Annotated in this window: 20 protein-coding genes and 1 pseudogene; 10 read left to right on the forward strand and 11 right to left on the reverse strand. The window is 50.0% G+C overall.

Annotated elements, in window-relative coordinates; translation table 11 throughout:
- A pseudogene (locus ACYVFD_RS31210) lies at window positions 1–111 on the forward strand (IS701 family transposase); the annotation flags it as partial.
- On the opposite strand, the gene ACYVFD_RS31215 reads toward ACYVFD_RS31210, so the two are convergent.
- Together ACYVFD_RS31215 and ACYVFD_RS31220 are read right to left on the reverse strand one after the other, a co-directional pair.
- The gene (locus tag ACYVFD_RS31215) at window positions 69–458 is read right to left on the reverse strand and encodes a permease prefix domain 2-containing transporter (RefSeq protein WP_461094537.1); all 390 of its coding nucleotides are present in this window, start codon (window positions 456–458) and stop codon (window positions 69–71) included. The pseudogene ACYVFD_RS31210 and the gene ACYVFD_RS31215 overlap by 43 nt on opposite strands.
- Window positions 446–784 (reverse strand): PadR family transcriptional regulator, encoded by a 339-nt coding sequence (locus ACYVFD_RS31220; RefSeq protein ID WP_461094538.1) that lies wholly within the window; start codon window positions 782–784, stop codon window positions 446–448. The genes ACYVFD_RS31215 and ACYVFD_RS31220 overlap by 13 nt, the downstream gene beginning before the upstream one ends.
- A 621-nt stretch (window positions 785–1,405) precedes the next feature.
- Here ACYVFD_RS31220 and ACYVFD_RS31225 point away from each other — a divergent pair.
- The 4 genes from ACYVFD_RS31225 (at window position 1,406) to ACYVFD_RS31240 (ending at window position 8,201) form a co-directional block, all read left to right on the forward strand.
- Complete coding sequence (locus tag ACYVFD_RS31225) at window positions 1,406–4,165, forward strand: PQQ-dependent sugar dehydrogenase (RefSeq protein ID WP_461094539.1); 2,760 nt, start codon at window positions 1,406–1,408, stop codon at window positions 4,163–4,165.
- A gap of 204 nt (window positions 4,166–4,369) precedes the next feature.
- A complete protein-coding gene (locus ACYVFD_RS31230; RefSeq protein ID WP_461094540.1) occupies window positions 4,370–5,209 on the forward strand; it encodes a 3-keto-disaccharide hydrolase in 840 nt (279 codons plus the stop codon).
- Window positions 5,210–5,336: 127 nt separating this feature from the next.
- A complete protein-coding gene (locus ACYVFD_RS31235; protein WP_461094541.1) occupies window positions 5,337–7,700 on the forward strand; it encodes a beta-L-arabinofuranosidase domain-containing protein in 2,364 nt (787 codons plus the stop codon).
- 129 nt (window positions 7,701–7,829) lie between these two features.
- On the forward strand, window positions 7,830–8,201 hold the full coding sequence (locus ACYVFD_RS31240) for an HPF/RaiA family ribosome-associated protein (protein WP_461094542.1): 372 nt from the start codon (window positions 7,830–7,832) through the stop codon (window positions 8,199–8,201).
- 34 nt (window positions 8,202–8,235) lie between these two features.
- Here the strand turns inward: ACYVFD_RS31240 and ACYVFD_RS31245 are convergent, their stop codons facing one another.
- The 4 genes from ACYVFD_RS31245 to ACYVFD_RS31260 all read right to left on the reverse strand — a co-directional run bounded on the left by ACYVFD_RS31245 (window position 8,236) and on the right by ACYVFD_RS31260 (window position 12,681).
- On the reverse strand, window positions 8,236–9,336 hold the full coding sequence (locus ACYVFD_RS31245) for a hypothetical protein (protein ID WP_461094543.1): 1,101 nt from the start codon (window positions 9,334–9,336) through the stop codon (window positions 8,236–8,238).
- Window positions 9,337–9,340: 4 nt separating this feature from the next.
- Window positions 9,341–9,970, reverse strand: coding sequence for a hypothetical protein (locus tag ACYVFD_RS31250; RefSeq protein ID WP_461094544.1), 630 nt, complete (start codon window positions 9,968–9,970; stop codon window positions 9,341–9,343).
- A 2-nt stretch (window positions 9,971–9,972) separates the two neighbouring features.
- The gene (locus ACYVFD_RS31255) at window positions 9,973–10,833 is read right to left on the reverse strand and encodes a class I SAM-dependent methyltransferase (RefSeq protein ID WP_461094545.1); all 861 of its coding nucleotides are present in this window, start codon (window positions 10,831–10,833) and stop codon (window positions 9,973–9,975) included.
- Window positions 10,834–10,905: 72 nt separating this feature from the next.
- Entirely contained in the window at window positions 10,906–12,681 is a 1,776-nt protein-coding gene (locus ACYVFD_RS31260; RefSeq protein ID WP_461094546.1) for a DUF805 domain-containing protein, read from the reverse strand.
- 168 nt (window positions 12,682–12,849) lie between these two features.
- Between ACYVFD_RS31260 and ACYVFD_RS31265 the strand changes: the two genes are divergently transcribed.
- A complete protein-coding gene (locus ACYVFD_RS31265) occupies window positions 12,850–13,788 on the forward strand; it encodes a polysaccharide deacetylase family protein (RefSeq protein ID WP_461094547.1) in 939 nt (312 codons plus the stop codon).
- A gap of 81 nt (window positions 13,789–13,869) precedes the next feature.
- On the opposite strand, the gene rbsK is transcribed toward ACYVFD_RS31265, so the two are convergent.
- Complete coding sequence (rbsK, locus tag ACYVFD_RS31270; protein ID WP_461094548.1) at window positions 13,870–14,772, reverse strand: ribokinase; 903 nt, start codon at window positions 14,770–14,772, stop codon at window positions 13,870–13,872.
- Window positions 14,773–15,160: 388 nt separating this feature from the next.
- Between rbsK and ACYVFD_RS31275 the strand changes: the two genes are divergently transcribed.
- The 3 genes from ACYVFD_RS31275 to ACYVFD_RS31285 are packed head-to-tail and all read left to right on the forward strand — an operon-like array spanning window position 15,161 to window position 18,430.
- On the forward strand, window positions 15,161–17,401 hold the full coding sequence (locus ACYVFD_RS31275) for an ATP-binding protein (protein ID WP_461094549.1): 2,241 nt from the start codon (window positions 15,161–15,163) through the stop codon (window positions 17,399–17,401).
- Window positions 17,402–17,408: 7 nt separating this feature from the next.
- Window positions 17,409–17,843: a response regulator gene (locus ACYVFD_RS31280; protein ID WP_461094550.1), complete on the forward strand. Its 435-nt coding sequence runs from the start codon at window positions 17,409–17,411 to the stop codon at window positions 17,841–17,843.
- On the forward strand, window positions 17,840–18,430 hold the full coding sequence (locus ACYVFD_RS31285; RefSeq protein WP_461094551.1) for a biliverdin-producing heme oxygenase: 591 nt from the start codon (window positions 17,840–17,842) through the stop codon (window positions 18,428–18,430). Before ACYVFD_RS31280 ends, ACYVFD_RS31285 begins: the two co-directional genes overlap by 4 nt.
- A 29-nt stretch (window positions 18,431–18,459) precedes the next feature.
- Here the strand turns inward: ACYVFD_RS31285 and ACYVFD_RS31290 are convergent, their stop codons facing one another.
- The 4 genes from ACYVFD_RS31290 to ACYVFD_RS31305 all read right to left on the reverse strand — a co-directional run bounded on the left by ACYVFD_RS31290 (window position 18,460) and on the right by ACYVFD_RS31305 (window position 23,775).
- Window positions 18,460–20,496: a PAS domain-containing sensor histidine kinase gene (locus ACYVFD_RS31290; RefSeq protein WP_461094552.1), complete on the reverse strand. Its 2,037-nt coding sequence runs from the start codon at window positions 20,494–20,496 to the stop codon at window positions 18,460–18,462.
- Window positions 20,497–20,662: 166 nt separating this feature from the next.
- On the reverse strand, window positions 20,663–21,217 hold the full coding sequence (locus ACYVFD_RS31295) for a low affinity iron permease family protein (protein WP_461094553.1): 555 nt from the start codon (window positions 21,215–21,217) through the stop codon (window positions 20,663–20,665).
- A gap of 156 nt (window positions 21,218–21,373) precedes the next feature.
- The gene (locus ACYVFD_RS31300) at window positions 21,374–22,783 is read right to left on the reverse strand and encodes a DUF255 domain-containing protein (RefSeq protein ID WP_461094554.1); all 1,410 of its coding nucleotides are present in this window, start codon (window positions 22,781–22,783) and stop codon (window positions 21,374–21,376) included.
- 14 nt (window positions 22,784–22,797) lie between these two features.
- Window positions 22,798–23,775: a helix-turn-helix transcriptional regulator gene (locus ACYVFD_RS31305; RefSeq protein WP_461094555.1), complete on the reverse strand. Its 978-nt coding sequence runs from the start codon at window positions 23,773–23,775 to the stop codon at window positions 22,798–22,800.
- A gap of 197 nt (window positions 23,776–23,972) precedes the next feature.
- On the opposite strand from ACYVFD_RS31305, the gene ACYVFD_RS31310 reads away from it, so the two are divergent.
- Complete coding sequence (locus ACYVFD_RS31310; protein ID WP_461094556.1) at window positions 23,973–24,929, forward strand: hypothetical protein; 957 nt, start codon at window positions 23,973–23,975, stop codon at window positions 24,927–24,929.
- Window positions 24,930–24,971 lie beyond the last annotated feature (42 nt).

The following is a 24,971-nucleotide window of genomic DNA, read 5'->3' on the forward strand; positions in this document are numbered from 1 at the left end:
GTTAAGGCTCGACAAGTGGGTGAAACCATGTATCGAGTACGTACCAGGCTGTTTTCCGACTATTTGAGTCAAGAATTAGCGAACCCCAGAATTACAGCAATTACCCTATAAGCGAAAGTCCTAACTAATGTTGCGCCAGGCAACTTTAACATAATTGAGTAACATAGTCGAGCTAAAGGAATTAGGTTGAGCGTACTCATTGGTTGGGGCCTAAACAAGGCAAAGGGACGAATCACCCGCAGTACGGCCCAGACATACCGCCAGTGGGCACCCCGTACACCAACGGTCTTCACCCAGTACGCGTACATTTCGAGCAGATCGCCCTGCAGCTCATCTTCCATACCGGGCGGACTAAACTGGCTCAATAACCAGTCGGCCCAGGGGGGTGGCCGCCGGGCCGCCGGTCGGCGTTTCGGTGGCCTTGAATGCCGCTTGTTAGGATTTGTTAAATGCCCCATAGCTGTAAAACGGGGGTTGGAATTTGCTCCCACAATTGGCTGCGTACTTGTCGGCATTCGATCAGGGCTCGCTGACCAGACATCGTGATCGTAAAGAGTCGTTTTTGCCGACCTCCCCGCTCGGCGGTGGCACCACCCATCTGGGAGGAGACGAAACCTTTCTCCTGAAGCCGTTGCAGGGTAGTGTGGACTGTGGGGAAGCTAATACTGCGGGCCATCTGCTGATCAATGGTTTGGGTAATGGCGGCACAGTATGCCTGTTCCTGCAGAGCAGCCACCGTCAGCAGGACAACTTCCTCTAGCTCCCCTAAAAAGGGCCGTTTCATGATAAAAAAGATATAGAGTTGTCAGAATTAAGCCTTATTCACTGATTGAAGGTTGTATTAGTATAGGCTTTGTCGTACAAATCATAGGCCAAACGTGTCAAAAGTGGCTAGGAAGCCTGAAAAGGCAGTTTTACGATTGGGCTAAGTGAAGAGTTGTCCATTTTTGGACAGATTTAGTTCAGAAACGGACATATTCGGTTACCAGTAAAACCTTCCTGATCGTCCAGGGGTAAATCGTATTCTTTTAATGAATATTCGTTCGTAGCGATGTTGCCTATCCGGATAAATCCTTTTTTATGCTATGTAACGCACATCGCATCACGATGCGAAAGTCCTTCATTTACGGTACTGTGTTCAAAACGAAACGGGTCTGGTTCAGACTGGGCATAACTGGTAAGATAGACTCAACAGGTACTCAGGAAGTAAAAACTGTATTGAAAAAACCACTTCAGCACTAAGGACCAATTTACCCCCTTTTTTTGACGAAAACCAACCCCTCTTTAGACTGTTGGAATACTACTTTTGCATTATTCAAATCATCTATTGACCATTAACACGAGTGGGCAGAAACGGTGATTGGCTATTCCTAAAACTCGTACCAGTTCGGCATTTCGTTCAGTTATGATTCTATCGTTTATCAAATACAGCTTATCGGCCAGCCTGCTGCTTGGGGTAGCTACACTATCCGACCATCGGATGTCCCATCGCTCGCTCACCCGACCCGGCCCGGTTCTGGCCGATACCCTAAACCGCCCAGAGGAGAATCGCTTTACCAAAACGGTTCTCTCCAACGATCTGAATGAGCCCATGGAACTGGCCGTAGCGCCCGATGGTCGTGTATTTTTTGTGGAGCGGGCGGGTAAGTTTTATCTCTATGATCCAGCCTCGAAAAAGACCCGGCTGCTGTATGATTTTCCCGTAAAAGCCGTCGACAAATACCTCAATGGCCTGTTGGGTATGACCATCGACCCGAATTTTAGGCAGAACCATTACCTCTATTTTTTCTATACCATTCAGACCGGCGAGCAAACCAGACAACGCATTGCCCGCTTCCGAATCAACGATGATAGTACACTCGATGTAGCCAGCGAAAAGCCGATCATCGAATTTCCGATTGACCTGGAAGTGAGTGCCCATACGGGCGGTTCGATGGCCTGGGATGCCCACGGCAATCTGTTTATTTCTACGGGCGATAATACCGTCCCTTTTGAATCGAGTGGGTTTGCACCCATCGACCAGCGCGAAGGTCGACTCACCTTCGATGCCCAGCGATCGGCCGGAAATCCGAACGATTTACGCGGCAAAATCCTCCGTATTCATGTTGAACCCGATGGCTCCTACACGATTCCGGAAGGCAACCTGTTTCCGAAAGGCACAGCACAAACGCGTCCTGAAATCTATGTGATGGGCTGCCGGAATCCCTATCGTATTTCGGTTGACCCAGCAACATCAATTGTCTATTGGGGTGAAATTGGACCTGATTCGGGCACCGATGGGCCACAAGGACCACGGGGCTATGATGAATTCAATCAGGCAAAAAAAGCGGGCAATTATGGCTGGCCCTATTTTGTGGGTGACAGCAAGCCGTATCATCAGTATGATTTTTCTACCAAAGCCGTCGGGTCGCTTTTCGATGTAAATGCGCCGGTCAACAACTCGCCCAACAATACAGGTATGAAAACGCTGCCGCCTACCCAAAAGCCGATGGTATGGTACCCTTACAACAAATCGGATGAGTTTCCGGAATTGGGCGTAGGCGGTCGCTGTGCGATGGGTGGGCCAGTCTATCATTATGACCCGAACCTGAAATCATCGACCAAACTACCTGCCTACTACGACAAAGCCCTGTTTATGTACGACTGGATGCGCAACTGGGTGTTTGCCGTTCGGCTGGATGAACAGCAGAATTACCAGTACATGGAGTCGTTTATGCCCAAAACCGGCGATTTTCGGCGACCTGTTGATATGGAGATTGGCCCTGAAGGGAGTGTGTATATGCTGGAGTATGGTTCCGTGTATGGCATCGACAACGAAGACGCCCGGCTGGTCAGAATTGACTTCAACGGGGGTAATCGCGCTCCGGTGGCACAAGCCATCGCAACCGATACGATCGGGCTGGCTCCATTAACGGTGGCTTTCAAAGGCGACCAAAGCCACGATTTTGATAAAGGCGACCAGTTGACGTATGCCTGGCGTTTTGAGGGCAATACCGTTGCCTCGACGGAGGCTAACCCCACCTATACCTTCCGGAAAAATGGCATTTACAAAGCCACGCTAACCGTTACGGACCAGCAGGGCAAATCCACTACCGATAAGCTGACCATTAAGGTGGGCAACACGGCACCGCAGGTAGCGATTCAGACGACGCAGAACCGCACGTTCTTTTCCCCAAAGTCGAGCTCGCTTAACTACAATGTGCTCATTAAGGACAAGGAAGATAAGCCCATCGATAAAAAGAAAGTGAACGTGGTGCTGAACTACATTCCCAAGGTGAATCCGGAGCCGCAGGTGGGGCACCAGCAATTAACTGCCTCGTTTAGTATGGGCAAAAGCCTGATTGCGGGTTCCGATTGCAAAGCCTGCCATCAATTAACGGCTAAGTCGGTAGGCCCCGCCTTTAGTGAGGTCGCTAAACGGTATCGGGATGATAAAACGGCAACAGCCAAGCTGGCTAACAAAATAATTATCGGCGGTGGTGGCGTTTGGGGAGAACATTCTATGAGTGCCCACCCGCAGCTTTCGCGTGAAGAAACCACCGAAATGGTGAAATACATCTTATCGGTAGGGAATGAACCGTCTGAAAACCGGCTTCCTCAGCAGGGTATGCTCACATTGAACCAGCACGTTGGGAAAGAACAGGTCGGGCGCTATGTGCTGACGGCTTCCTATACCGATAAAGGGTCTTCGACTCCGCCAACAGGTAAGCCACGCACCCAATTAGCACTGACCCGAACAGACATACTCGTGCTGCGACCCACAAAAGTATTGGGCAGCGAAGCTGATGAAGTCCACAACATTAACCGACAGGGAAAACGACTAGGCAGCATTCACAACGGGTCGTATTTTGTGTTGAAGGGCATCGACCTGAAAGGGATTGACCAGCTTACGTATTTCTATTCATCGAAAGATAAAGGAGCTACTATCGAAGTGCATACTGATTCGCCAACAGGAACGGTCATCAGTACATTGGCCTATCCGGCTACTGGCGACTGGAAGAACTATAAAGAGCTGAGCGCCCCCCTAAAAGATCCGGGTGGTCAACACGATTTATATTTCGTGTTTGTCAGATCCGAAACGCCTAACCGCGATCTATTTAGCCTGGACTGGCTCCTGTTTGGTTCAACGGCCGCTTCGGCGAAAACAAGCTCGGCTGGCCAATAAATAAGCCCGGAAATTTAGTAAACACTGAGCCACAAAGAACGCAGAACGCAATCTACTTACGATCAGTGCATTTTCTCTTTGTGCACTTTGTGGCTCTGGTTTAAACTATAGAGTTTAGGTAGGTTTGGAAAGGGGCAAGGCACTGTCTTGTCCTTTTTTTATAACTTCTCCCGTTCTAACTATGCATCTCTAACGCTTCGACCTATGCGATTCTTCTCATTACTCCTTACACTGTTGAGTACGACGGTGCTCTGTCTGGCTCAGCCCAAATCCAGGCCGGGAAAATGGATCGACTTATTCAATGGCAAAGACCTGAACGATTGGTCGGTTAAACTGAGTGGTCATCCACTGGGCGATAATTTTGGCAATACATTTCGGGTTGAGGACGGCAAAATGGTGGTGCGCTACGACCAGTACCAGGCCTTTGATGAACAGTACGGCCATATTTTCTACAAAAAACCGTTTTCGGCTTATCTGCTGGTTATCGAATATCGGTTTGTGGGCGACCAGGTAAAAGGTGGGCCAGGCTGGGCTATCCGCAACAGTGGAGCTATGCTACACGGCCAATCGCCGGAATCAATGGGCCTGAAGCAGGATTTTCCTATTTCGCTCGAAATGCAGCTTCTGGGCGGGGATGGTAAGCACGAGCGACACACGGCTAATCTCTGTACGCCCGGTACTAATGTCGTACTGGATGGCAAGCTGTTTACCGCACACTGTATGGATTCCCGGTCGAAGACCTACGCGGGCGACAAATGGGTACATGCCGAAGCACTGGTGCTGGGCGATTCGCTCATCAAACACATTGTTGAAGGTGATACCGTTTTGACCTACGAAAAACCGCAGATTGGTGGTGGTAACGTGTCGCATCATGACCCAGCCGTAAAAAAAGACGGCCAGCTAATCCAGGAGGGCTACATCTCTCTACAAAGCGAAAGCCATCCCGTTGAATTTCGAAAAGTGTCCTTATTCGATCTGTCGCCGTACATGCGTAAGCCGAAGGAGTTGGCCGCCATCTTAAAACAGTTGCAATCCAGAAAATAAGTCGACAAAACCTTCAACGGACCATCGACCTATACTCAGCCTGTTCAGGGTATAAAGTACCTATACTCTATAAATAGCCGATTTTAACTCGGAACTTAGCGGCATATCCGCTAAACGACGCAATGCCATGAAGCAGCTACCTACCCTACTACTACGCCTTATTTTTCTGCCGCTCCTGATAACAACAAGCGTTTACAGTCAGAAATCGCAACTAAAAACCTTTCCGTTGGCTTCTGTGCGCTTATTGCCGGGACCGTTTAAGGTGGCCGAGCAGACCGATCTGACGTATATGCTAAAGCTCGATCCGGACCGATTATTGGCTCCTTATCGGCGGGAAGCAGGGTTGCCGACAAAGGTGGCTAGTTATGGGAACTGGGAGAATACGGGTCTGGATGGGCACATTGGGGGGCATTACCTAACGGCACTGGCCCAGATGGTAGCTGCAACGGGTAATGCTGAAGCGCAGAAACGACTTACCTATATGGTGGCCGTGCTGGACACGTGCCAGCAGCGAAATGGTGATGGCTACGTTGGTGGCATTCCGGGCGGCAAAGCGATGTGGCAGGAGATTGCTCAGGGGAAAATAGATGCAGGTTCGTTTTCGCTCAACAAAAAATGGGTGCCCCTCTATAACATCCACAAACTGTATGCGGGCCTGCGGGATGCCTACCAGATTGCCGGTAACCAACGGGCAAAGGCGATGCTTATCAAACTGACCGACTGGATGATGAACCTAACGGCCAATCTATCGGATAGTCAGCTACAGACCATGCTCAAGTCGGAGCACGGTGGGCTAAACGAAGTCTTTGCGGATGTGGCAGCCATGACGGGCGAGAAAAAATACCTGCAACTGGCTCGTCGGTTTTCGGACAATACGACCCTGAATCCACTGGTAGCGCATCAGGATAAGCTCAATGGACTACATGCCAACATGCAGATTCCTAAAGTGATTGGCTACATGCGCGTAGCGCAGGAATCTGGAGATACAGCCTGGGCCAATGCGGCAGATTTCTTCTGGAAAACGGTAGTTCAGCATCGTACGGTTTCGATTGGCGGTAACAGTGTTCGCGAGCATTTTCATCCGGCTACCAATTTCACGTCGATGGTCAACTCGGTCGAAGGCCCCGAAACCTGCAACAGCTACAACATGCTGAAGCTGACAGAGACTTTATTCCTGTCGAATCCGTCGGCCGATTACCTGGACTATTACGAACGGACGTTGTATAATCACATTCTGTCGTCGCAACATCCCGCATCGGGTGGATTTGTGTACTTCACCCCGATGCGTCCTCAGCATTACCGTGTGTACTCACAGCCACAGGAAGGATTCTGGTGTTGCGTAGGATCGGGTATGGAAAATCACGGCAAATATGGTGAGTTAATCTATGCCCATCATGCCAACGACCTGTACGTTAATCTGTTTATTCCATCAGTGCTGAACTGGGCCGGGAAAGGCATCACGTTGACCCAACAGACACAGTTTCCGTTTGATGAAAAGACCGAACTGACGCTAAACCTGAAAAAGCCTTCGCGTTTCGTCCTGCACCTGCGTAAGCCACAGTGGACCAAAGGCATGAGCGTTTGGATCAATAACAAAGCTGTTGCTGCCGAGCCCGATGCTCAGTCATATATCAAACTCGATCGGGTATGGAAATCGGGCGATAAGCTAACCGTTTCTTTGCCGATGACGACGACAGCCGAGCAACTGCCCGATTCGTCGAATTGGGTTTCGTTTCTGCATGGGCCAATTGTATTAGGTGCTGTAACGGACGATAAACATCTAACGGGTCTGAAGGCCGACGACAGCCGGATGGGGCACATTGCCCACGGGCCGCTTTATCCGCTGACGCAGGCGCCTTTGCTGGTAAGCAATCGTACCGATTTTTCGTCATTTCTGAAGCCTGTATCGGGCAAACCGCTCACCTACACCCTCTCGGATGTAGTGCACCAGAATCGGTTTAAGAATTTGCAATTGCAGCCGTTCTTTCAGATTCATGACAGTCGCTATGTGGTGTACTGGCCTTTCTCAACGCCTGACGGAATCGACAGCACCGAAAATCGACTTCGCAAAAACGATGAACTGACACTAGCCCTGGAAAAAGTAACCGTCGATAAGGTAGCGCCCGGCGAACAGCAGCCCGAATCCGATCACAACTTTCAGGGGGAGCGCACCGAAACGGGTGTGTTTCAGGACGTGCATTACCGACGGGCAACAGGCTGGTTTAGTTATGAGCTTAAGAACACCGGGAAGGCGGCTAAAAAGTTACGAATCACTTACCACGGAGCCGATAAAGGCCAGTCGTTCAACCTTTATCTGAACAACACCTTACTCAAAACCGTAGCCTTTGAAAAGGAAACCAACGCTGGTTTTTTCGACGAGAGCTACACTATCCCCGACGCAATTCTAAGAGCTGACACCATCACTGTAAAATTTGAAGCGACCCAGGGAGCCGCTGCCGGGGCTATCTACGATGTGCGCTTGATGAAATGAATCACCCCGTCGATTTGACCAATACCGTCGTCTGAAAAGCAACCGTTGGTTTTAAACAAAATTCGGTTAATCGGATTTATAGAACAGAGCCACTGTCGTGATCCGACGGCTTTTCAAACGAAACAGATTATGCAACAAGACCAGAATTTAGATAAGGTTCGACTGGATATTGAGTCGGTAGGGTTTACCCTGGATGATGATCTCCAGGCTTCTGTGCTGGATGCGCTGTCGAAGCTTCAGCGTTTCTACAAAGGAGATGTTATTACAGCCGATGTGTATTTGAAAGTGGAACCCAACCAGCGAAGCAACGACAAGCATGTTGGTATCAAGTATGGGGTGCCCGGAAACGACGTATTTGCCGACGAATCGGGTGATAACTGGTATGCATTGCTCAATAGCGTAGTCGCTAAGTTACAGCGTCAGTTAGAAAAACGCTTTGGTAACCACACAAATGCCAACCGGGCCAACATCGACGAGATTGACCCCGCTAGTTTACCCTAGTCGTACTAGCGGCTGGCCAGTCATATGTAGGCTATTAATAGTCGTACACGTGCTCAATTTTTACACCTTGCTCCTGCACATAGCGAATCGTTTTGTGGAGCCTATCTACTGTAGTGACAAGCGCCACACGTTTCAGGCCAGGTTTGGTCGTGATTGGTTGGGTAAATACTAACTGTAAGTCGGGTGAAGTAGGTTGCCAGGATTCGGGAGCCAGCAATGTGATGAGTAATGCCGATTTGTTGCCAGCGATCTCGCGAAAGGTTACGCCCTGCTGAACGAGTGCTGATACAGCCGGATGAAACGCTTCATAGCGAGGAAGCAGCAGTAAAGCCGAACTGTCGGGGTAGGTTTGCAGAAGTTTGGCTTTAGCGGCTGGCGGTAATGTGGTGGGCAGTTTATCGACAAGGACGGCGGTAGTCAGCAGGGCTTCGTCGTAAGCGGCCTTTGTGCCTAACTTGATGAGGTAGCCATACCCGGCTTTCACCAGCAATTCGGTCAGCAGCATGTATTTGCGTTCGCACTTACGGATGAAATGTGGCCCCCAGAAGGAGGTTTCGCGGAACAGCCGGGGAATGCGCGATCTGAAGTCGAATTCATACCAGGGTAGTTCCCGAATGAAATCGACGTAATCCTGCGTAAACTGAGCATTGAACTTGTCTTCGTCGGTCACTACCGCACCATTCGCTGGGTTGGTCAATCGTCCAACAACCACTTCGTAAAGGGCTTTCAGGGCATATTCGACGGTGGTGCTGACACCAATCACCCAAATCATGACATGATAGCCCGTGTTGAACGGAAAGGCTTCCTTGATCTGATCGTATACAATGCCGTAGCTTTGCCAGAGCTGTTTAACATGGCTCATGTACGGAAAATTAGTTGTCGTATGGCCCTGCGCATAATCGGCAATTTCGGCAGGGCTGTGTACCAGAAACCATTCGGGATAGGTCAGAAAGGTCTGGTCGGCCGGACGTACGTGCTCTTTCGGCGTAATCGGGTGCGGATTACTGACCAGCCAGTCTTTAGGCACCACACAGCCTTTCCCAGCCGGAATGGTCAACTGGTTCCGGCCATACCGAACGAAAAGAACAACGGCCACAATGACCATAATGACGGTTAAGATGGGTAGTCGAAGCATAGGATTAGTTATTCCATTTTAGTCCGGCTGTTCGAAACTCAATCTGTCGATTGCCCTGACCGGCAAAATCAACATTGACAAACATGGTACGGGCGGCTTTTATCTGTTTAATCAGGGCTTTTTCTGAATCGAAGAAAATAACATTGGCACTGCCATTTTCGGCGGCTGAAAACGAATAGGTAATTGGTGTGCTTCCGTCGAACCGAACGCGTGCTTTGCCTTCCTGAAAACTCCGGTTAAACTGCCCTTTCGATACCTGAATGTACACGTGCGTATCGGCTTCCCGCTTGCGAATCGTCAGCGTTGCCATGGAGCCGCCATTGTATGGGAAATCGAACTCAAGCAGCTTGGGTGAGGTGATCGATGCCTTATACACTGTACGCCCTTCCTTATCGACACGGTTTGAATATTGCCAGGTACTCGTTTGAGTAGCAGCCACTTTGCCGGATTCAGCCTGTTCTGTAAATGCGGCAGGCGGTTGCATCTCACTGGTATCTTTCCGGACTTTTTCGCTACTAGTCGCTTCTGCCTGACTCGATTTCTTTTTGTCGGAGCAGGCAGAAAACGTCAGTAAACTAAGTAGGAACAGCAGCACACGTAGGCCCACTTTAGCGTTTATCGATTGGGTTATCATCGTTATTGTTTCGTGAAGAGCACCAGCGTATTGTCCGATGGGTCATTAGCCTGAAGGAGTCGCTTCCCGGCATCTGTAAAGCCAGCGCTGGTTACTAACCGGCTCCATTCCTCCATCGGTTTGAAATCTTTGTAGTCTTTCTGGTCGATTTCCCAGCTTACATTCAGGCCGAGATTGAAAACCGTATGGACCAGCGACACAAACGTAGCCATATCCGGTGTTTTAACGTCGTGGTCGCGGAGGATGAACCAGCCCCCCGGACGCAATATCCGGTAAATCGACGCCAGGAAACCCGGAAGTTTTTCGGTTCGGGTATGGTGCAGACCAATCAGGCAGGTGACCAGATCGACACTCGCATCGGGAATGTCGCTGGCACCGATGGGGTCGAAATCGTGCGATTCGATAAACGTACCCAGTTTGGTCAACTGCCCACGCTCCATAATATCGGCTGGGCTGTAGGTAGGCGCTACATCATTCACCAGGTAAATAGGGCCGCTAATGGGCAGACTTTTTCGCAGTTCGCTGATGTACCGGCCCGGCGATCCGATTTCAACATACCCATTTACCGTGGCCCCGACGGGCAGCAGTTCCAGCATTTGCCGGGTCATTTCTTTCTTCTGTACCTTAAGAGCTGGTAGCGCATAGGTAAATTCCGACAGAAAGGGTTTGATGCTCGACAGCCGATTCTGGATCGTTTTGTAAATCTGTTCGTCGGCGGTTTCGCGTTTGGTCACCTCACCGATCAGGTGGTGGAATTTATCTTCGGGATAGAGGTGAAAAACCACCTGCAAAAAGCGATAAAAGGCGTCGCGGGGTTTCGTATGATCGAAGACTGCGTGAAATTCGGACGTTTGCGTGGTCATTGGATTTGTTGGTTTGTGTTGCGTGTCAACCTCACCCCAACCCCTCTCCTGAAAACAGGAGAGGGGCTTTGGCTAGGATAATTGTGTTTTCTTCGGATAAGGGAGCGAGCTAGAACTCGAATAATACGTGTCCCAGAATACATTATGAAACCGGAAATCGGGATCTAGTTTTTGTTTGAGCGCAAATAATTTTGTCGCAGTCGGATAAGACCGGTGAAATTGTTCGGGTGTTGCATGAGGTTGGTAGGGTAAATAATAGGTTCCGCCTACCGACAGAGCCGCGTCGATCAGTTCGCGGGTCCAGATGGCGACTTTATTTCGGGCTACTTCGTCGGTATGTTGTTTGTAATAGACCACAAACGCAAATACCTCCTCACGCGCCCAGGCCAGGTACGAACCGGCATCAGCTCGGGCGTGCCGGACCGATACGTTGATAACATTGACCCGGTAGCGGTTAAAAATCTCGCTCATTTTCTCCGCAAACTCCACAAATCGACCAACAGGAGCGAAGTATTCCTGCAATACGTAGGTGCGTTTACTGCGGGAGCGCGGTTCCAGCTCAGCGACGTCATAGCCAGCTTCGTAGTTGCGCCAGTGAATCGGTTGGGTTCGGTACAGCAACGGATCGATGATATGTTCCCGACGCCATTTGCCAAAGACCGTTTCGGTGAATGCCCACATAAAATACCGTTCCAGTGGATACGATTCCCGAAGCGGCATCAGCCGGGTTTTAACGGTCGGCTTTTTCGTTGTTTTCACCCACGTAACGGCCCGCATGTTTCGGAAGGCTGGCGGATACATGTCGCCATTGTGAAAAACGGCATCGGTATTGTCTCGTATGTTCTCGAAAAAGAAAGCTCGGTAGTCGGTATAGGGAAGTTTCTGATACTCACGCTGAACCGCGACGTTTTCCTCCAGATCCAGCTCGGCCGTTACAATGATGCCCAGCCCATTGTAGCCCCCAATAGCGCCAAAAAATACCTCTGGGTTTTCGGTACGACTGGCTTTCACCAAGGACCCATCGGCCAGAATCAGCTCGATCGCCCGTACGGCCAGAATGAGCGGCCCGTGGCCCATATAGCGTCCATGCACATTGACACTCAGCGAACCGCCCACCGTAAAGTTGGCATACGTCTGCATGATTTTAACGCTCAAATCCTGCGGGTCGATAAACCGTTGAATATCGCACCACCGGATGCCCGTCTGCACCTTAATTACCCGATCTTCTTTCGAGAAATGCAGCACCTGATTCAGCCCACGCATGTCGATATGCAGGCTGTTGGAACTAGCCGTTTGCCCACCCATACTGAACCGACCTCCGCCTACCGAAACTGATCCTGTAGTGGTGCGAATCTTTTCCTGTAATTCTTCGACAGTTTTAGGGCGAAACACATCAGCCACGACGACAGGATTTAGCTGAGTAACATCGTTGATGATGTGTTTAGGTGTAGTGCGATCTGGAATTGGCTGGCCATTATCGTTTTTTAAATAATCGGCAGCTTCATTAGGTACCGTACCAAAGTTATTTTTCTGCGGATTGCCCTTCCGAAAGCCAAGCAGATAGATGAGCCAGAGCGGTCCGAGAACGGGTAGTAAAACGGTTAGGAGCCAATAACCGGAGCGGTTCGTATCGTGTAGTCGTTTGGTGGCGGTGGACAGGAGCGAACCGAGCAGCAGCGGATACAGAACATAGGTGGCTCCCTCGCCGATCGACTCGTGGAGGAGGGTGTGGAGCACATAGAAGGTACTCCAGATAAACGCCGAGACGGTCCAGTAGGTCGACCGATTGATGCGGCCTCGGGTCGTAAACAGCAGATAACTGAGTGGGAGTTTATCTTTCAGACGCATAGGTCTGGTAAATATAAAGGCTTCGTAAGGTATCTGACTGATTCACAATGCGAGCAATTATTTTAAGGTATGAATTTTGTGTGAGTGAAAAATAAAATTGAGGTTGGTGCGTAACTTTAATTCCTTCACCCGAATACTTTTTCCTATTTTAGAGCATATTTGTTTACTATGTTCATTCGTCAAAGTTCATCACTTGCCTTGGCAGCAGCTATCTGTCTGTCTGTCGTATTCGCCCCAGGTTTAACGGGTTGTCAATCAAACGGGAAGGCTTCCAATGAAGCGGTTACCGATACCACCAACGCTACGTCTGCCAGTGCTCCGTCGGAGGCTAAAGCCGAAGCCACAGCACCAGCCCCCGATCCGTCGAGCATCCCGGCCGATAAAATCGCCAATGCGGCTGCTATTCTGGCCCGGCCACAGGTGCCTGTGCTGTGTTACCACCAGATTCGTGACTGGCGGGGTAGTGATTCCCAATCGGCGAAAGACTATATCATCCCGGTAGCGGCATTTAAGGAACAGATGCAGATGCTGGCTGATAGTGGCTACCATACCATCCTGCCTGATCAGTTGTATGCCTATCTGACAACGGGAGCACCACTGCCTTCGAAACCCGTTATGCTGACCTTCGATGATGGTGACTTGGATCAGTACGAAACGGCGGTGCCTATTCTGGATAAACACGGTTTCAAAGGCGCATTCTTCATTATGACCGTTGCCATTGGTCGCCGGGGGAAACAGCCGTACATGGATAAGACTCAGATCAAGGATTTATCCGATCGGGGGCATACCATCGGAGCACACACCTGGGATCACCATAATGTAAAAAAATACCAGGGCGACGACTGGAAAACTCAGATTGAAGAGCCGAAAGCCAAGCTGGAAAGTATTACCGGCAAGCCCGTAAAATATTTCGCCTATCCGTTTGGGCTCTGGAACAAGCAGGCGCTTCCCGAAATCCAGAAGCGGGGCTATGCGGCAGCGTTTACCCTAGCCGATGGTCGTGATGAGCAGTTGCCCCTCTACACCATTCGGCGCATCATTGCGGGTGGTCAGTGGAAAGCCAAAACCTTTTATCGGAACATGATTCAAAGTTTCGACGGTAAATAATTCCCCTCACCGGCCCCTCACCCCTAGCCCCTCTCCCAAAACAGGAGAGGGGCTAGGGGTGAGGGGCCGGTGAGGGAAGCATTAATCGACTTCGTCTCGCCGGGGCATGGATGCCTGTGCGCCCATACGCGTAACGGAGATCGATGCGGCTTTGCAGGCAAATGAAATGGCTTCGGGTAAGGATTTTCCTTCGGCCAGGGCAACGGCCAGGGCTCCATTGAAGCAGTCGCCAGCGGCTGTGGTGTCGACCGCTTTTACGGGTGTTGTGGCGATGAGTTGACTCTGCGTTCCGGTCGATAGGTAGGCTCCTTTTGAGCCCAGTGTAATCACGACGTTCGAAACGCCCAGATCGTGCAGTCGTTGAGCGGCTTGTTCGGCAGTAGCTATATCCGTTACCCGAATTCCGGTCAGAAGCTCGGCTTCGGTTTCGTTCGGGGTAATCAAAAACAGATGCGGGAACAGATCGTCCGGCAACGACTGAGCTGGGGCCGGATTCAAAATAACCCGTAAGCCACGGGTAGTGGCTTCACGGACAACATAGGCCACTGTGTCCAGTGGAATTTCGAGCTGAACCAGCACCAGGGCATCCGCTCCCACTGACTGAAGCGCTGTATTGGTTTCGTCGGGCAGGAGATGGGCATTCGCTCCGGGAGCTACCGTGATACAGTTCTCTCCAGCGGCATCGACATTGATCAGGGCAACGCCCGACGGATGGTCAGAATCGGTCTGGATATAGGTTGTGTTAATGCCTTCCTGCTGAAATCCGGCAATAGCCTGCTCCCCAAAAATATCGGCACCAACCTTGGCGACAAAGGTTACGTTTCCGTTCAGTCGGGCAGCTCCAACAGCCTGATTGGCCCCTTTACCACCCGGATTCATAAAAAAAGTACCGCCCAGTACGGTTTCGCCGGGGGCTGGTAATTTGGCCGTTTGAACGACCATGTCGGTGTTTGAACTACCAACCACTAAGATCTGACCTGGCATGTATACAGTTTGGATTTAGGTAAGGAGTAAAAAGCAGGTACTATAGATCTATGGTGAGCATAAACCATATGCCTGAATTTCTCGCCAAATAAATGCATTTGTCAGCAAGCATGCACAGATTCATTCAACTTTTGTAAAACATTGGTTGAGCCAATCGATTTAATAAACGTGTACTGGGAGGCTAGTAATGGAGGTAAGATTACATCGTATTCATTTCCAGTCTAAGTATCAATGCATACCATTGACTGGGTTCCAGAAGAGGTATGAAAAAGCCCTGTTGATTTATAAATTAACCTACTGATTGCGTATATTGCGCTTTAACGTTACAGTCTTTTTATACTGGTAGAAACTAGTTGACTGTAGCCTTACTTACTCAACTTACTGATTGATGAGTTCTTTTGCTGTTGACCTAACTAATTGCGAACGCGAACCAATCCATATCCTCGGACACGTCCAGTCGCACGGCTACTTACTGGCCATTCTCCCCGATACCTATTCCGTCGTTCACGTTAGCGATAACATTATCGACCTGTTGGGCATACCAGCCGCTGACATGCTGGGAAAATCCATCAATACGTTATTTTCAGGAACGGATCTGCCTGCCAGTACCATCATTGAATTGCTAAATGTAGGTCGGCGTAATCATTCGTGGGAATCGATCAATCCACAGCCGGTGACCTTGAATGGCAAAACCTGGAATCTGATTATCCATGAATACCAGGGATTGGTGATTCTGGAATGGGAATCGGCGGGTGATGAGCGAAATACGGCCATGAATCAGCAGTTGATCGCGCAGTCGCTGACCGAAGTGCAGGCCAGCCGGACATTGCCCGACTTGTTGCAGAACACAGCCCAGCGTATTAAAACCATTATTGGGTACGACCGGGTTATGGTCTATCAGTTCAGTCCCGACTGGCATGGTCATGTCGTGGCCGAAGCGAAAGATGAACACCTGGAACCGTATTTAGGGCTGCACTACCCAGCCTCCGATATTCCACGGCAGGCTCGGGAGCTGTATAAGATCAACCTGGTTCGACTAATTGCCGATGTTGGCAGTACACCGTCGCGGATTCTGTCAGAACCCGACTGGCCCGCCGATCGGCCACTCGACCTGACTCATTCAGTGTTGCGGGCTGTATCGCCCATTCATATCGAGTACCTCAAAAACATGGGTGTTCAGGCATCTATGAGTATTTCGCTCCTCTATCGGGGTGAGCTATGGGGGTTGATTTCATGCCACAATACTACCCCTCGGTTTGTGGATTACCCGGCCCGGCAGGCGGCTAAATTTGTCAGTCAGTTGCTATCGTCGGCGCTGGAATTTCGACGGAGCGAGGAAGATAAAACCAATCTACTGCAATACACCCAGAATGCGCAGCGGCTCCATGAGCAGCTTTTGCTTACAGATGATGTTGCCCGTGCACTGACCAAGTTTCCAGTAACGGCACTCGATGTGACCAACGCAACAGGGGTGGCCCTTTTATTTAACGACAAAATTTATCGGCTTGGCCAAACACCCGACGAAACCCAACTTTGGGAACTTGGGCAATGGCTGGCGACCACGAATACCGAAACGTTTCTGGAAACCAATCATCTGGCCAGTTTTTACCCACCCGCCGAAGCGTTCCGGGAAGTAGGCGCCGGGATGCTGGCGATTGCATTATCGCGGGAGCTGAAAGAGTATGTACTCTGGTTCAAGCCCGAACGAGTTCGGGAAGTTACCTGGGCGGGCAATCCTGATAAACCTGTTACGGTTGAAGGTGATGGTCAGCTCCGATTAAGCCCCCGGAAGAGTTTTGAAGCCTGGACCGAAATCGTGCGGAATACCTCAAATCACTGGACCGAAACTGAAATCGGTACGGTGGTGAAGCTGCGGGAAGATATTTTACAGGTGTTGACGAAACAGGCTAATGCCATTCGAATGCTGAACCAGCGGCTTCAGGTAGCCTACGAAGAATTGGATGCGTTCAGTTATACCGTATCGCACGACCTACGCACGCCTTTATCGTCCATTCGATGTTATTCGGAAATCCTGCTCGAAGAGCATGGAAAAGAGTTTGATCCCGATGCTCAGGCGCTTTTTCAGAAAATTGTTGACTCCACCGAGCGAATGCGTAGCCTGATTCGGCATATCCTTTATTACTCGCGCATGGGCCGCACGGATCTGGATACGCACCCGATTGATATGCGCCAGTTGCTGGAGGGTATCCGCGAAGAGTTGATGGTAACGGCCAAAGGTCGGTCGTTGCAGATCGAGATTGGGGATACACCGCCCGTCAACGCCGATTCGACTATGGCGCTTCAACTGTTTACTAACCTGATTGGTAATGCAGTGAAATATACGCAAAACAGGACGGATGCGGTAGTGCGGATAAATGGCCAACAAACCGATGAAGAAGTTGTTTATACCATTGAAGACAATGGAATCGGCTTCGATATGAAACAGGCAGGCAAGATGTTTGATCTGTTTAAACGTCTGGAAAACGCACGCAATTTTGAAGGATCGGGTGTAGGGCTGGCTATTGTAAAACGAATTATTAACCGGCATCAGGGAAAAATCTGGTTCCGTAGTGAACCCGATCGAGGAGCTACTTTTTCTGTCTCATTTCCTGTAGCGACCATTCTGTAAGGATCGTATGGTGGATGTTTTGTATGTGGAGGATGATCCGAACGATGCGGATATTTTTGGGCGTCTGATTCAGAAACTGGACCGGCCGGTTACCTACACGGTGCTGTCGAGTGGTACAGAGGCTCTCAATTACTTATTGGGTCAGGGCCCTTATAAGGCCTACAGCCCTCCGTTGCCAAAGCTGGTTTTGATGGATCTGAATCTGGATGGTATAAACGGCTTTGAGGTTATTGAACAGGCCCGCGCTACCGACCGAACAAAATTCCTGCCCATTGTTGCCTTCAGCACATCCGATAGTCCCAAAGATATCCGGTCGGCCTATGAAGCAGGGGTCAATGCGTATGTCGTAAAACCAGGTAGTTACCAGGCGACCCGAACCCTGATTAGCCAACTGTGCGACTTCTGGCTGGACAAAAACACCCGAATTGATTTTACACGATGACGTTATTGGAACGACTGCGGTACGAAACCCAACCCCTGCATTCCCAAACAGAAACCCTTTTTTACACCGAAGCCTTACAGAACGGTACGCTTACGGCCGATGAATACACACGTCTGCTGCGAACGCATTTGCTGTTTCATCAGAGTCTCGAAGCGGCCATAGATCGATACCCCGATTTTTTCCGGGATTATACCCCCGACACCCGGCGAAAAACAGCCTGGCTGCTGGCCGATCTGGAACAGTTGAATGAACCTGTCCCGCAACCTATGCCCGGCTTATTTAGTCATTGGTCGCCGGTAGCTTTGCTGGGCGCTGCCTATGTAGGCGAAGGCTCGATGCTGGGAGGGACTGTAATCTGGAAATGGCTGCAAAAAAATCCGGCTGTTCAGCCCTTACTTGTCCATGCCCGGTTTTTCCAGGGCTATGGTCCGGCTACGGGGAGCCACTGGAAACAATTTGGTGCTTTCCTGACCCGTATGGGCGAAAATCACGCTGATGAAGTTGTAGCAGGGGCCAAACAGGCTTTTGCCGACTATCAGACGGTTTTTCAGAACGCCCGATGGCCTGTCACGAGTCTGCCAGACTAGGCGATAGCACCGCTTACAAGCTTAGTTTGTTATCCCGAAATCACGGGCAGAAAAACCTTAAATGTAGAACCCTGACGGGGCTGGCTGCTTACATCGATTGCTCCGCCATGACTTTCGGCCACACGCTGGCAAATGGCCAGGCCAATACCCGTACCAGCATACGTCCCGGCGTCGTGCAGGCGTTGGAACGGAGTGAAAATGCGGTCTTTGTAGCGTTCGTCAAAACCGATGCCGTTGTCCTCCACCATAACAAGCCAAAACGAACCTGCCGATTGATCATGTAGGCGGGAGGGAAGCTCATCGGGGTTAGCCGACCGGGCCGATATTCGAATAATCGGCTGCCGTTCGGACGGGACAAATTTTAGAGCATTGGTAATCAGGTTCTGAAAGAGTTGCCGCAATCGTGACGAACTACCCAGAACGATTGGTAGCTCAGCGATGTCGACAAGGGCATTTTTCTCCGTAATCATCACTTCCAGATCGCTGGTCACATCCTCCAGCACATCGGTCAGCGACACTCGGGCGAAGGGCTCACGCTGGGTACTGAGTTTTGAATACGTGAGCAGGTCTTTGATCAGCAATTGCATCCGTTGGGCCGACCGCTGAATCCGGGAAATCATATCCGACTCGCCATCCGACAGGTTATCGGCAAACTGTGTTTTGAGCAGATCGCTAAACGACTGAATACGCCGAAGGGGCTCCTGTAAATCGTGTGAGGCAATATGCGCAAACTGCTGAAGGTTTTCGTTGGACCGTTTGAGTTCGGCGTTGGCGGTTTTGAGTTCAAGCGCCTGCTGCTGGGCGGCTAGTTCGGTTTGTTTGCGCTCGGTGATGTTGTTGTAGGTCACCACCAACCCATCTTCACCCTGTTTGACGGCCGACACCTCAAACCAGCCTTCCAGCCCAAATTCATCGCGATAATATTGTGTGCTTTGCCCCGATTGCCCCGTTTCAACGACACGGACATAGAGGTCGAAAAAGCCATTCTCTTTATTTCCCGGAAACGTTGTCAGTAATCTTCGCCCAATGATTTGCTCGGGCGTCATAAAATTGCTTCGGATAACGGCCTGATTGGCTGTATCCATCATGAAATCGACGATCTGGCCGGTCTCATCCCGAATGGCGGTCATGGCGATGATACTGTTCAACGATGCATCCAGAACGGTTCGCAAATGGTGCGTTTGTCGTTCCAGATTCTGGGTTTGTTCAACCACGAGTTGGCGTAGGATCGCTTCGTTCTGTTTGCTGTGGGTAATGTCGATCACCGTACCGATAAACTCCTGAGCGGTACCCTCTTTATTGAACAAAGCCTGCCCATTGGCCCGAATCCAGCGTAGTTGCCCATCTTCAATACCAATCGTTCGGTATTCAATATCATACCGACCACTACTACCGGGTCGTAAGGCTTCCTTCACCGTCTGATCGGTTCGTTCCCGGTCGTCGGGGTGAAGGCCCTTCAAAAAGACGTTGTAATCGATATAAGCGGATGGGGAAAGACCAAATAGCTCTTTACACCGATCCGACCAGATGAGCGTTTCGGTAAGAGGGTTAAAATCCCAGGTGCCGAGCTGGGCCGAATCAATCGCCAGCCGGAGACGATCTTCCGCTATCTGGGAGCGTAACTCCGCTTTTTTACGTTCCGTCAGGTCGATCAATATACCGGAAAGCGTAAGTGGTTGATGGTGTTCGTCGTACGTTGACTGTCCTCGGGCAAGTACCCATTTATACTCCTGATGTTTGTGTATGATGCGGTACTCAGCTTCGTAGGTTTGGCCAGAACGAATAGAAGCATCAATCAGCCGCATGACCCGGGAGCGATCGTCGGGGTGAATAGTATCGGTAAACGTGCTTAACGGAAGCCCTTCCATCATATTTGGCGAATCCGCCAAATTGAACATCGAGAGCAGGTTGGAATCGCCATATACTTTATCCTGTCCTATATCCCAGAACCAGGTAGCAATGAGCCCAATACTCAGGGCCGTCTGGAACTGATCGTAAGAACGGCGCAATACCGATTCTTCCTCAGAAAATTGAAGAGAAAAGTGCGCAGCGGTCGGCTGATTCATACGTTGATGTAAGCTGAAAATAAAGAGGACAGTGTACTATCCTATATGGCGTAACCCAACTTCATGATAGACTGTTCAGGAAGCGCTTATCTGAATAGACTCGAAATGGATGAGTTGGTCAATACGGCCACTAAAATTGTTGCCCAACTAATTTGGGACTGTGAAGTTAAGGATTTTCGGCAGAAGGCGGTGCTTTTTTGGTAACCCGCTTCGAGGGAGCTTTCGTGGTTTTTGCTGCGTCTCTGGATCTCAACCGATCTGATTTTCGCTGTTGGAATTTCTCTACTTTTTCCTGGTGAATCTCTTCCGCTTCTTCTATCGAATGCGATACGGTTAGACTGGCTTCCGTTTTTGACCGCTCGGCTAATTCGCCAAAAAATCGATGGAGCGCCCGGATTTCCTCTTCCGATAGATCTTCGACGTTCAGCAGGCGATTACTGGCTTTTCGGTTCACGGCAATCAACTCATTCAACTTTACCTGCATCGCCAGAGAATCTTTATTCTGGGACTTTTGAATCAGAAATACCATCAGAAAGGTGATAACCGTCGTACCTGTATTAATAACCAACTGCCAGGTGTCGGAATAACCAAAAATTGGACCGGTGATAATCCAGATGATGATGGTCAGGAAGGCCAGCAGAAAAGCGGTAGAAGAGCCCGTGGCTTGCGTAGCTTTCGAGGCAAATCGCTCAAAAGGTCCGGCATTTGGATTGGTAAACATAGTATGAGGCTAGTAAAGCAAGTAAGTTCTCGCTAAATCATGAATTCATTATGGTGAAGTAGATTAAAATTAGGTAGCTCCCTGAAGTTGATTACTTGAAAATGGGCTAATCGCTTTACTATCAGCTAGCTCGTGTAGTGGGATAGGTAGCTAAAATTAGTTTCGGCTCATCTGGGTTAACTCGGCTTCATATTCGTTGGTGGGCCTGCCTGCTTGCTTCATGTCAATGATGACTTGCTTCTGTCTGTTGATCGCTTCGGTTTTACGACCTAGCTTGGCCAGCAGTTGAGCGTAGATATGTAGGGATTCAGTTGACGGATAGAGGATCTGCGACCGTTCTATCCAGGGTAATGCCTGCTCCCAGTCGGCTGAGGATGCCCCCTGCTGGCGATAGGTATCAGCTAACTCAGACAAGGTATGCGCCACTTTCCACGACATGACATGATTAGCCATGAGCTGGTTTGTTTGTGCACTAGCCAGCCTTTTTCTGAGCGTATCGGGCATGAAAGGCATCATACTTTTCATTCGGGCAGCAGTAAGCGAATCCAAATTTTGCAACTCCGTAACGGATTGACTCATCAAGGGTTGGGCTACCGATTCTGCAACTTGTCGGTATCGGGCAAAGTTTTTGGTTTCTTTATAGAATCTAAGCCGGTACTCATTAGCCGATTCCAGTTTTATAGAGTCGTTTCGAGGCATAAATGGATTGGCTGAAGCCGTATTGCGTTCGTTGTTGACAATCACCTTTTCCAGCAATGGCTCGTCGCTGGTCGCAATGGCCTGCTTAAAATCACGGTCGAGTGTCTGGTAAAAGGCTTTGAAGACGGTTGTTGCGAGATTCCGCTTGATAGGGTCGGAAGACAGCAGCGATGGGCGGTTTTTGATCAGGTAGTCGAATGCTTTAGAGTCGGATGTCTGGAGGTGACTGGCCACAAAGGCTATCGTTTCGGTGGTTACCCGTTCGGAGTCGGACAGGGTAGCCAGATAAGCATCCAGCACATCGGATGTTGGGCGGCCGAGTGACTGGCGCATGGCGAGGTACTTTTTCAAAAAGTCAGGGTCACGTCGCCCATCGGCAAAGTCCTTATCGCCTTTAGCCAGCGTAGCTTTCAACTGAGGAATGCGCAGGACAAGATCTGCCTGATCAAGCATACCATTGATGCCACCATAGCCGACAGCCCGATGAATCAACGCGCCATCGGGAGTGATGTAGAGTGCCGTCGGGTAACTGGCGACAGCATACAGTTTGGCAATGTCGATGCCCTCGCCTTTTTCGGCATCGACCTGATAATTGATGAAGTGAACATTGAATTTGGACCCTATTTTCGGATTCGGAAATGCTTCTTTGGCCATGCGCTTGCAGGGCGGGCACCAGCTGGTGTACACATCAACAAACACCGGCTTATTTTGCCGCTTCGCTTCGGCCAGTGCCTGCTGCCACGACCCTTTGAAGAATTGGATACCACCTACTGGCTCATCGGTGATAAGTGGTTTGGCTTGAGTAGTTACACGAAGGGTAAAAACCAGAATTAAAGAAAGAATTAACTGGGGAAAGGGTAATCTCATCCAGATGGTGCGGTTTAGCGTTTGTCGCCGATTTGGCTCGGTAAATAACCGAATTTTCGCTTAAAAGCTGTCGAAAAATGGTGTGTTTCGCTATACCCGAGCTGACAGGCTAGGTCACCGACGGTACAATTCGTATCGCGAAGCAATTGTCGGGCATACGTCATTCGAAGATCGTTCAGGTAGCCAAAGACAGTAGTGCCCAACACATCCCGGAATCCTTTTTTGAGTTTATAATCGTTCAATCCTACCGAGCGGCAAAGTTGCAGAAGTGTATATGAACCAAGTGGGTCGGCTTCGAGCAAGGCTTTTACGGCCATGATTTTTTCCACATCTCGAGGAGATAATGAGGAGGTTATTTTCTGTTGGTTAGCGTCTGCCTGATCAAGTTGCTGTCGTAACAGATCCAGTACGGTAGTTTCCAGATACAGACGCTTGAGTGGTTTTCGCCGATTGGGGGCAATTAATTCCAGTAACTGAACCTGCAAAGCGGGTGTAATGCAAAGATTTCGATCTGAGAGCGTTGCGGCTTTTCGTTGACTGATATGGTTGAACAGTTTACCAAACGTGGGTGAGTCTTCATCGGCAAATCGGGACACGAAGGATTCGGTCAACTGAATGCCTACGTATCGATGACTACCAACCGCCAGACGGCTACGCAGGTCGGCATACGGTCGGTAACTCAGATTATGCTGTTGTGGAGCAAACCGTAAAGGAGAGGAGGACTCATACTCAGCCTGACCCTGCAATTGAAAGGTCATTTCGACCGATGCAAAGTCTTCGGTAGTCCAGATTGTATCGGTTTGCCGGGTCATAAAATCGCCATAATGGATGCGCACTCCCTGAAAGCAAATTTCGCTCAATTCGCCCTCCGATACCTCATCGGCCAGTTGGATATGATTTTCCGAGTAACCTAACGAGTTGTGAAATTCAGTTGGATAGCTCCGTTGAAACACATCGAAATAGCAGCCGTAATTGTGCGAAATGATTTCCATAGGTCTAAGCTACACCCAATGCGTGAACGGAACAAGTAGTATCGCAAGGCGCTCGTCCGCGTTTTGTACTTCACGTCCTGGCGGTTCAATTGACTAGTTCGTTAAGAAATCCGTTTTGCGGGCTCATTGATCCGTTTTGCGTGGCTAGGGTTGGGGATAGACCGAATACTTTCGTGGCTGAATCAATCGACATCTTTATGCACTCGTTCACATTTGGTATTTATCCGGGAAGCGCCACAGGGGGCGAAGGTGGTTTGTTGACTGGCCCGCTCGATCAGCCGGAAGCGATTTTAGCTGCTCTGAATGACCTTCAGCCCGATGGCCGACCATTTTGGGTGCGTGTTTATAGGGGATATGCCGGAGCTGGTATTGTAGGGTCTGTAACACCGCAAAACTTTGTGCAGTATGTAGCCCCAAACCGAAAGCTGGATCTGGTTCTGTGCTACCGGGCGATGGATGAACCGCTGGAACCCTGGTTGGAATTTATTCGGGAAACGCTCCGGCAGTATGCCCCATACCTGTCAACCCTACAGATCACTGAAGAAGCCAACTCGACCGGACCGGGTGGCGATGGCATTGCGCCAAATGTACGAGCCGCACTGGTAGCAGGAGTGTTGGCTGCTAAAGAAGAAATACGCCGACTCGATTTACCGATTGGCGTCGGATTCAGTGCAACCATCAATTTCGATCCGGCCGATGATTTCTGGACGGAAATAGGGCAACTTGGTGGGCAACCCTTTGTCGATGCGCTCGATTATGTCGCGCTTGATTTCTTCCCCGATGTCTTCATACCCTTGCCCGCGCATCTATCACTACGGGAAGCGGTACATGGCGTTTTGCGGCAGTTTCGGCAGGTCAGTATGTCACAGGCAGGGATACCGGCAACTGTACCGATTCATATTGGTGAAAATGGCTGGCCCACCAGTTCCACACGTTCGTACGAACGGCAGGTTGACGTTTTAGAAACCATCATTCGAGCGGTACATGACTATCGGGAGGTGTTTACCATTCATCGCTACGAGCTTTTCAACCTGCGTGATGCCAATAGTTCGCGGGACGATATTTTCTATCAATTTGGTCTGCTCCGCGACGATTATTCACCGAAACCGGCTTTTGACGTGTTTAAGAAACTGGTGACTAAATTAAGTCAATAACAGAACAGCAAGACTCAGATGGAGTCTTGCTGTTAATATTAA

The sequence above is a fragment of the Spirosoma gilvum genome, from assembly GCF_054776815.1.

Bases quoted from the DNA above. Each gene is read 5' to 3' on its own strand.
- ACYVFD_RS31290 (WP_461094552.1), bottom strand. From the start codon at position 20,496: ATGAATCAGCCGACCGCTGCGCACTTTTCTCTTCAATTTTCTGAGGAA.
- ACYVFD_RS31225 (WP_461094539.1), top strand. From the start codon at position 1,406: ATGATTCTATCGTTTATCAAATACAGCTTATCGGCCAGCCTGCTGCTT.
- ACYVFD_RS31285 (WP_461094551.1), top strand. From the start codon at position 17,840: ATGACGTTATTGGAACGACTGCGGTACGAAACCCAACCCCTGCATTCC.
- ACYVFD_RS31300 (WP_461094554.1), bottom strand. From the start codon at position 22,783: ATGAGATTACCCTTTCCCCAGTTAATTCTTTCTTTAATTCTGGTTTTT.
- ACYVFD_RS31245 (WP_461094543.1), bottom strand. From the start codon at position 9,336: ATGCTTCGACTACCCATCTTAACCGTCATTATGGTCATTGTGGCCGTT.
- ACYVFD_RS31235 (WP_461094541.1), top strand. From the start codon at position 5,337: ATGAAGCAGCTACCTACCCTACTACTACGCCTTATTTTTCTGCCGCTC.
- ACYVFD_RS31250 (WP_461094544.1), bottom strand. From the start codon at position 9,970: ATGATAACCCAATCGATAAACGCTAAAGTGGGCCTACGTGTGCTGCTG.
- ACYVFD_RS31230 (WP_461094540.1), top strand. From the start codon at position 4,370: ATGCGATTCTTCTCATTACTCCTTACACTGTTGAGTACGACGGTGCTC.
- ACYVFD_RS31305 (WP_461094555.1), bottom strand. From the start codon at position 23,775: ATGGAAATCATTTCGCACAATTACGGCTGCTATTTCGATGTGTTTCAA.
- ACYVFD_RS31240 (WP_461094542.1), top strand. From the start codon at position 7,830: ATGCAACAAGACCAGAATTTAGATAAGGTTCGACTGGATATTGAGTCG.
- ACYVFD_RS31275 (WP_461094549.1), top strand. From the start codon at position 15,161: ATGAGTTCTTTTGCTGTTGACCTAACTAATTGCGAACGCGAACCAATC.
- ACYVFD_RS31260 (WP_461094546.1), bottom strand. From the start codon at position 12,681: ATGCGTCTGAAAGATAAACTCCCACTCAGTTATCTGCTGTTTACGACC.
- ACYVFD_RS31220 (WP_461094538.1), bottom strand. From the start codon at position 784: ATGAAACGGCCCTTTTTAGGGGAGCTAGAGGAAGTTGTCCTGCTGACG.
- ACYVFD_RS31280 (WP_461094550.1), top strand. From the start codon at position 17,409: ATGGTGGATGTTTTGTATGTGGAGGATGATCCGAACGATGCGGATATT.
- ACYVFD_RS31255 (WP_461094545.1), bottom strand. From the start codon at position 10,833: ATGACCACGCAAACGTCCGAATTTCACGCAGTCTTCGATCATACGAAA.
- rbsK (WP_461094548.1), bottom strand. From the start codon at position 14,772: ATGCCAGGTCAGATCTTAGTGGTTGGTAGTTCAAACACCGACATGGTC.
- ACYVFD_RS31215 (WP_461094537.1), bottom strand. From the start codon at position 458: ATGGGGCATTTAACAAATCCTAACAAGCGGCATTCAAGGCCACCGAAA.
- ACYVFD_RS31265 (WP_461094547.1), top strand. From the start codon at position 12,850: ATGTTCATTCGTCAAAGTTCATCACTTGCCTTGGCAGCAGCTATCTGT.
- ACYVFD_RS31295 (WP_461094553.1), bottom strand. From the start codon at position 21,217: ATGTTTACCAATCCAAATGCCGGACCTTTTGAGCGATTTGCCTCGAAA.
- ACYVFD_RS31310 (WP_461094556.1), top strand. From the start codon at position 23,973: ATGCACTCGTTCACATTTGGTATTTATCCGGGAAGCGCCACAGGGGGC.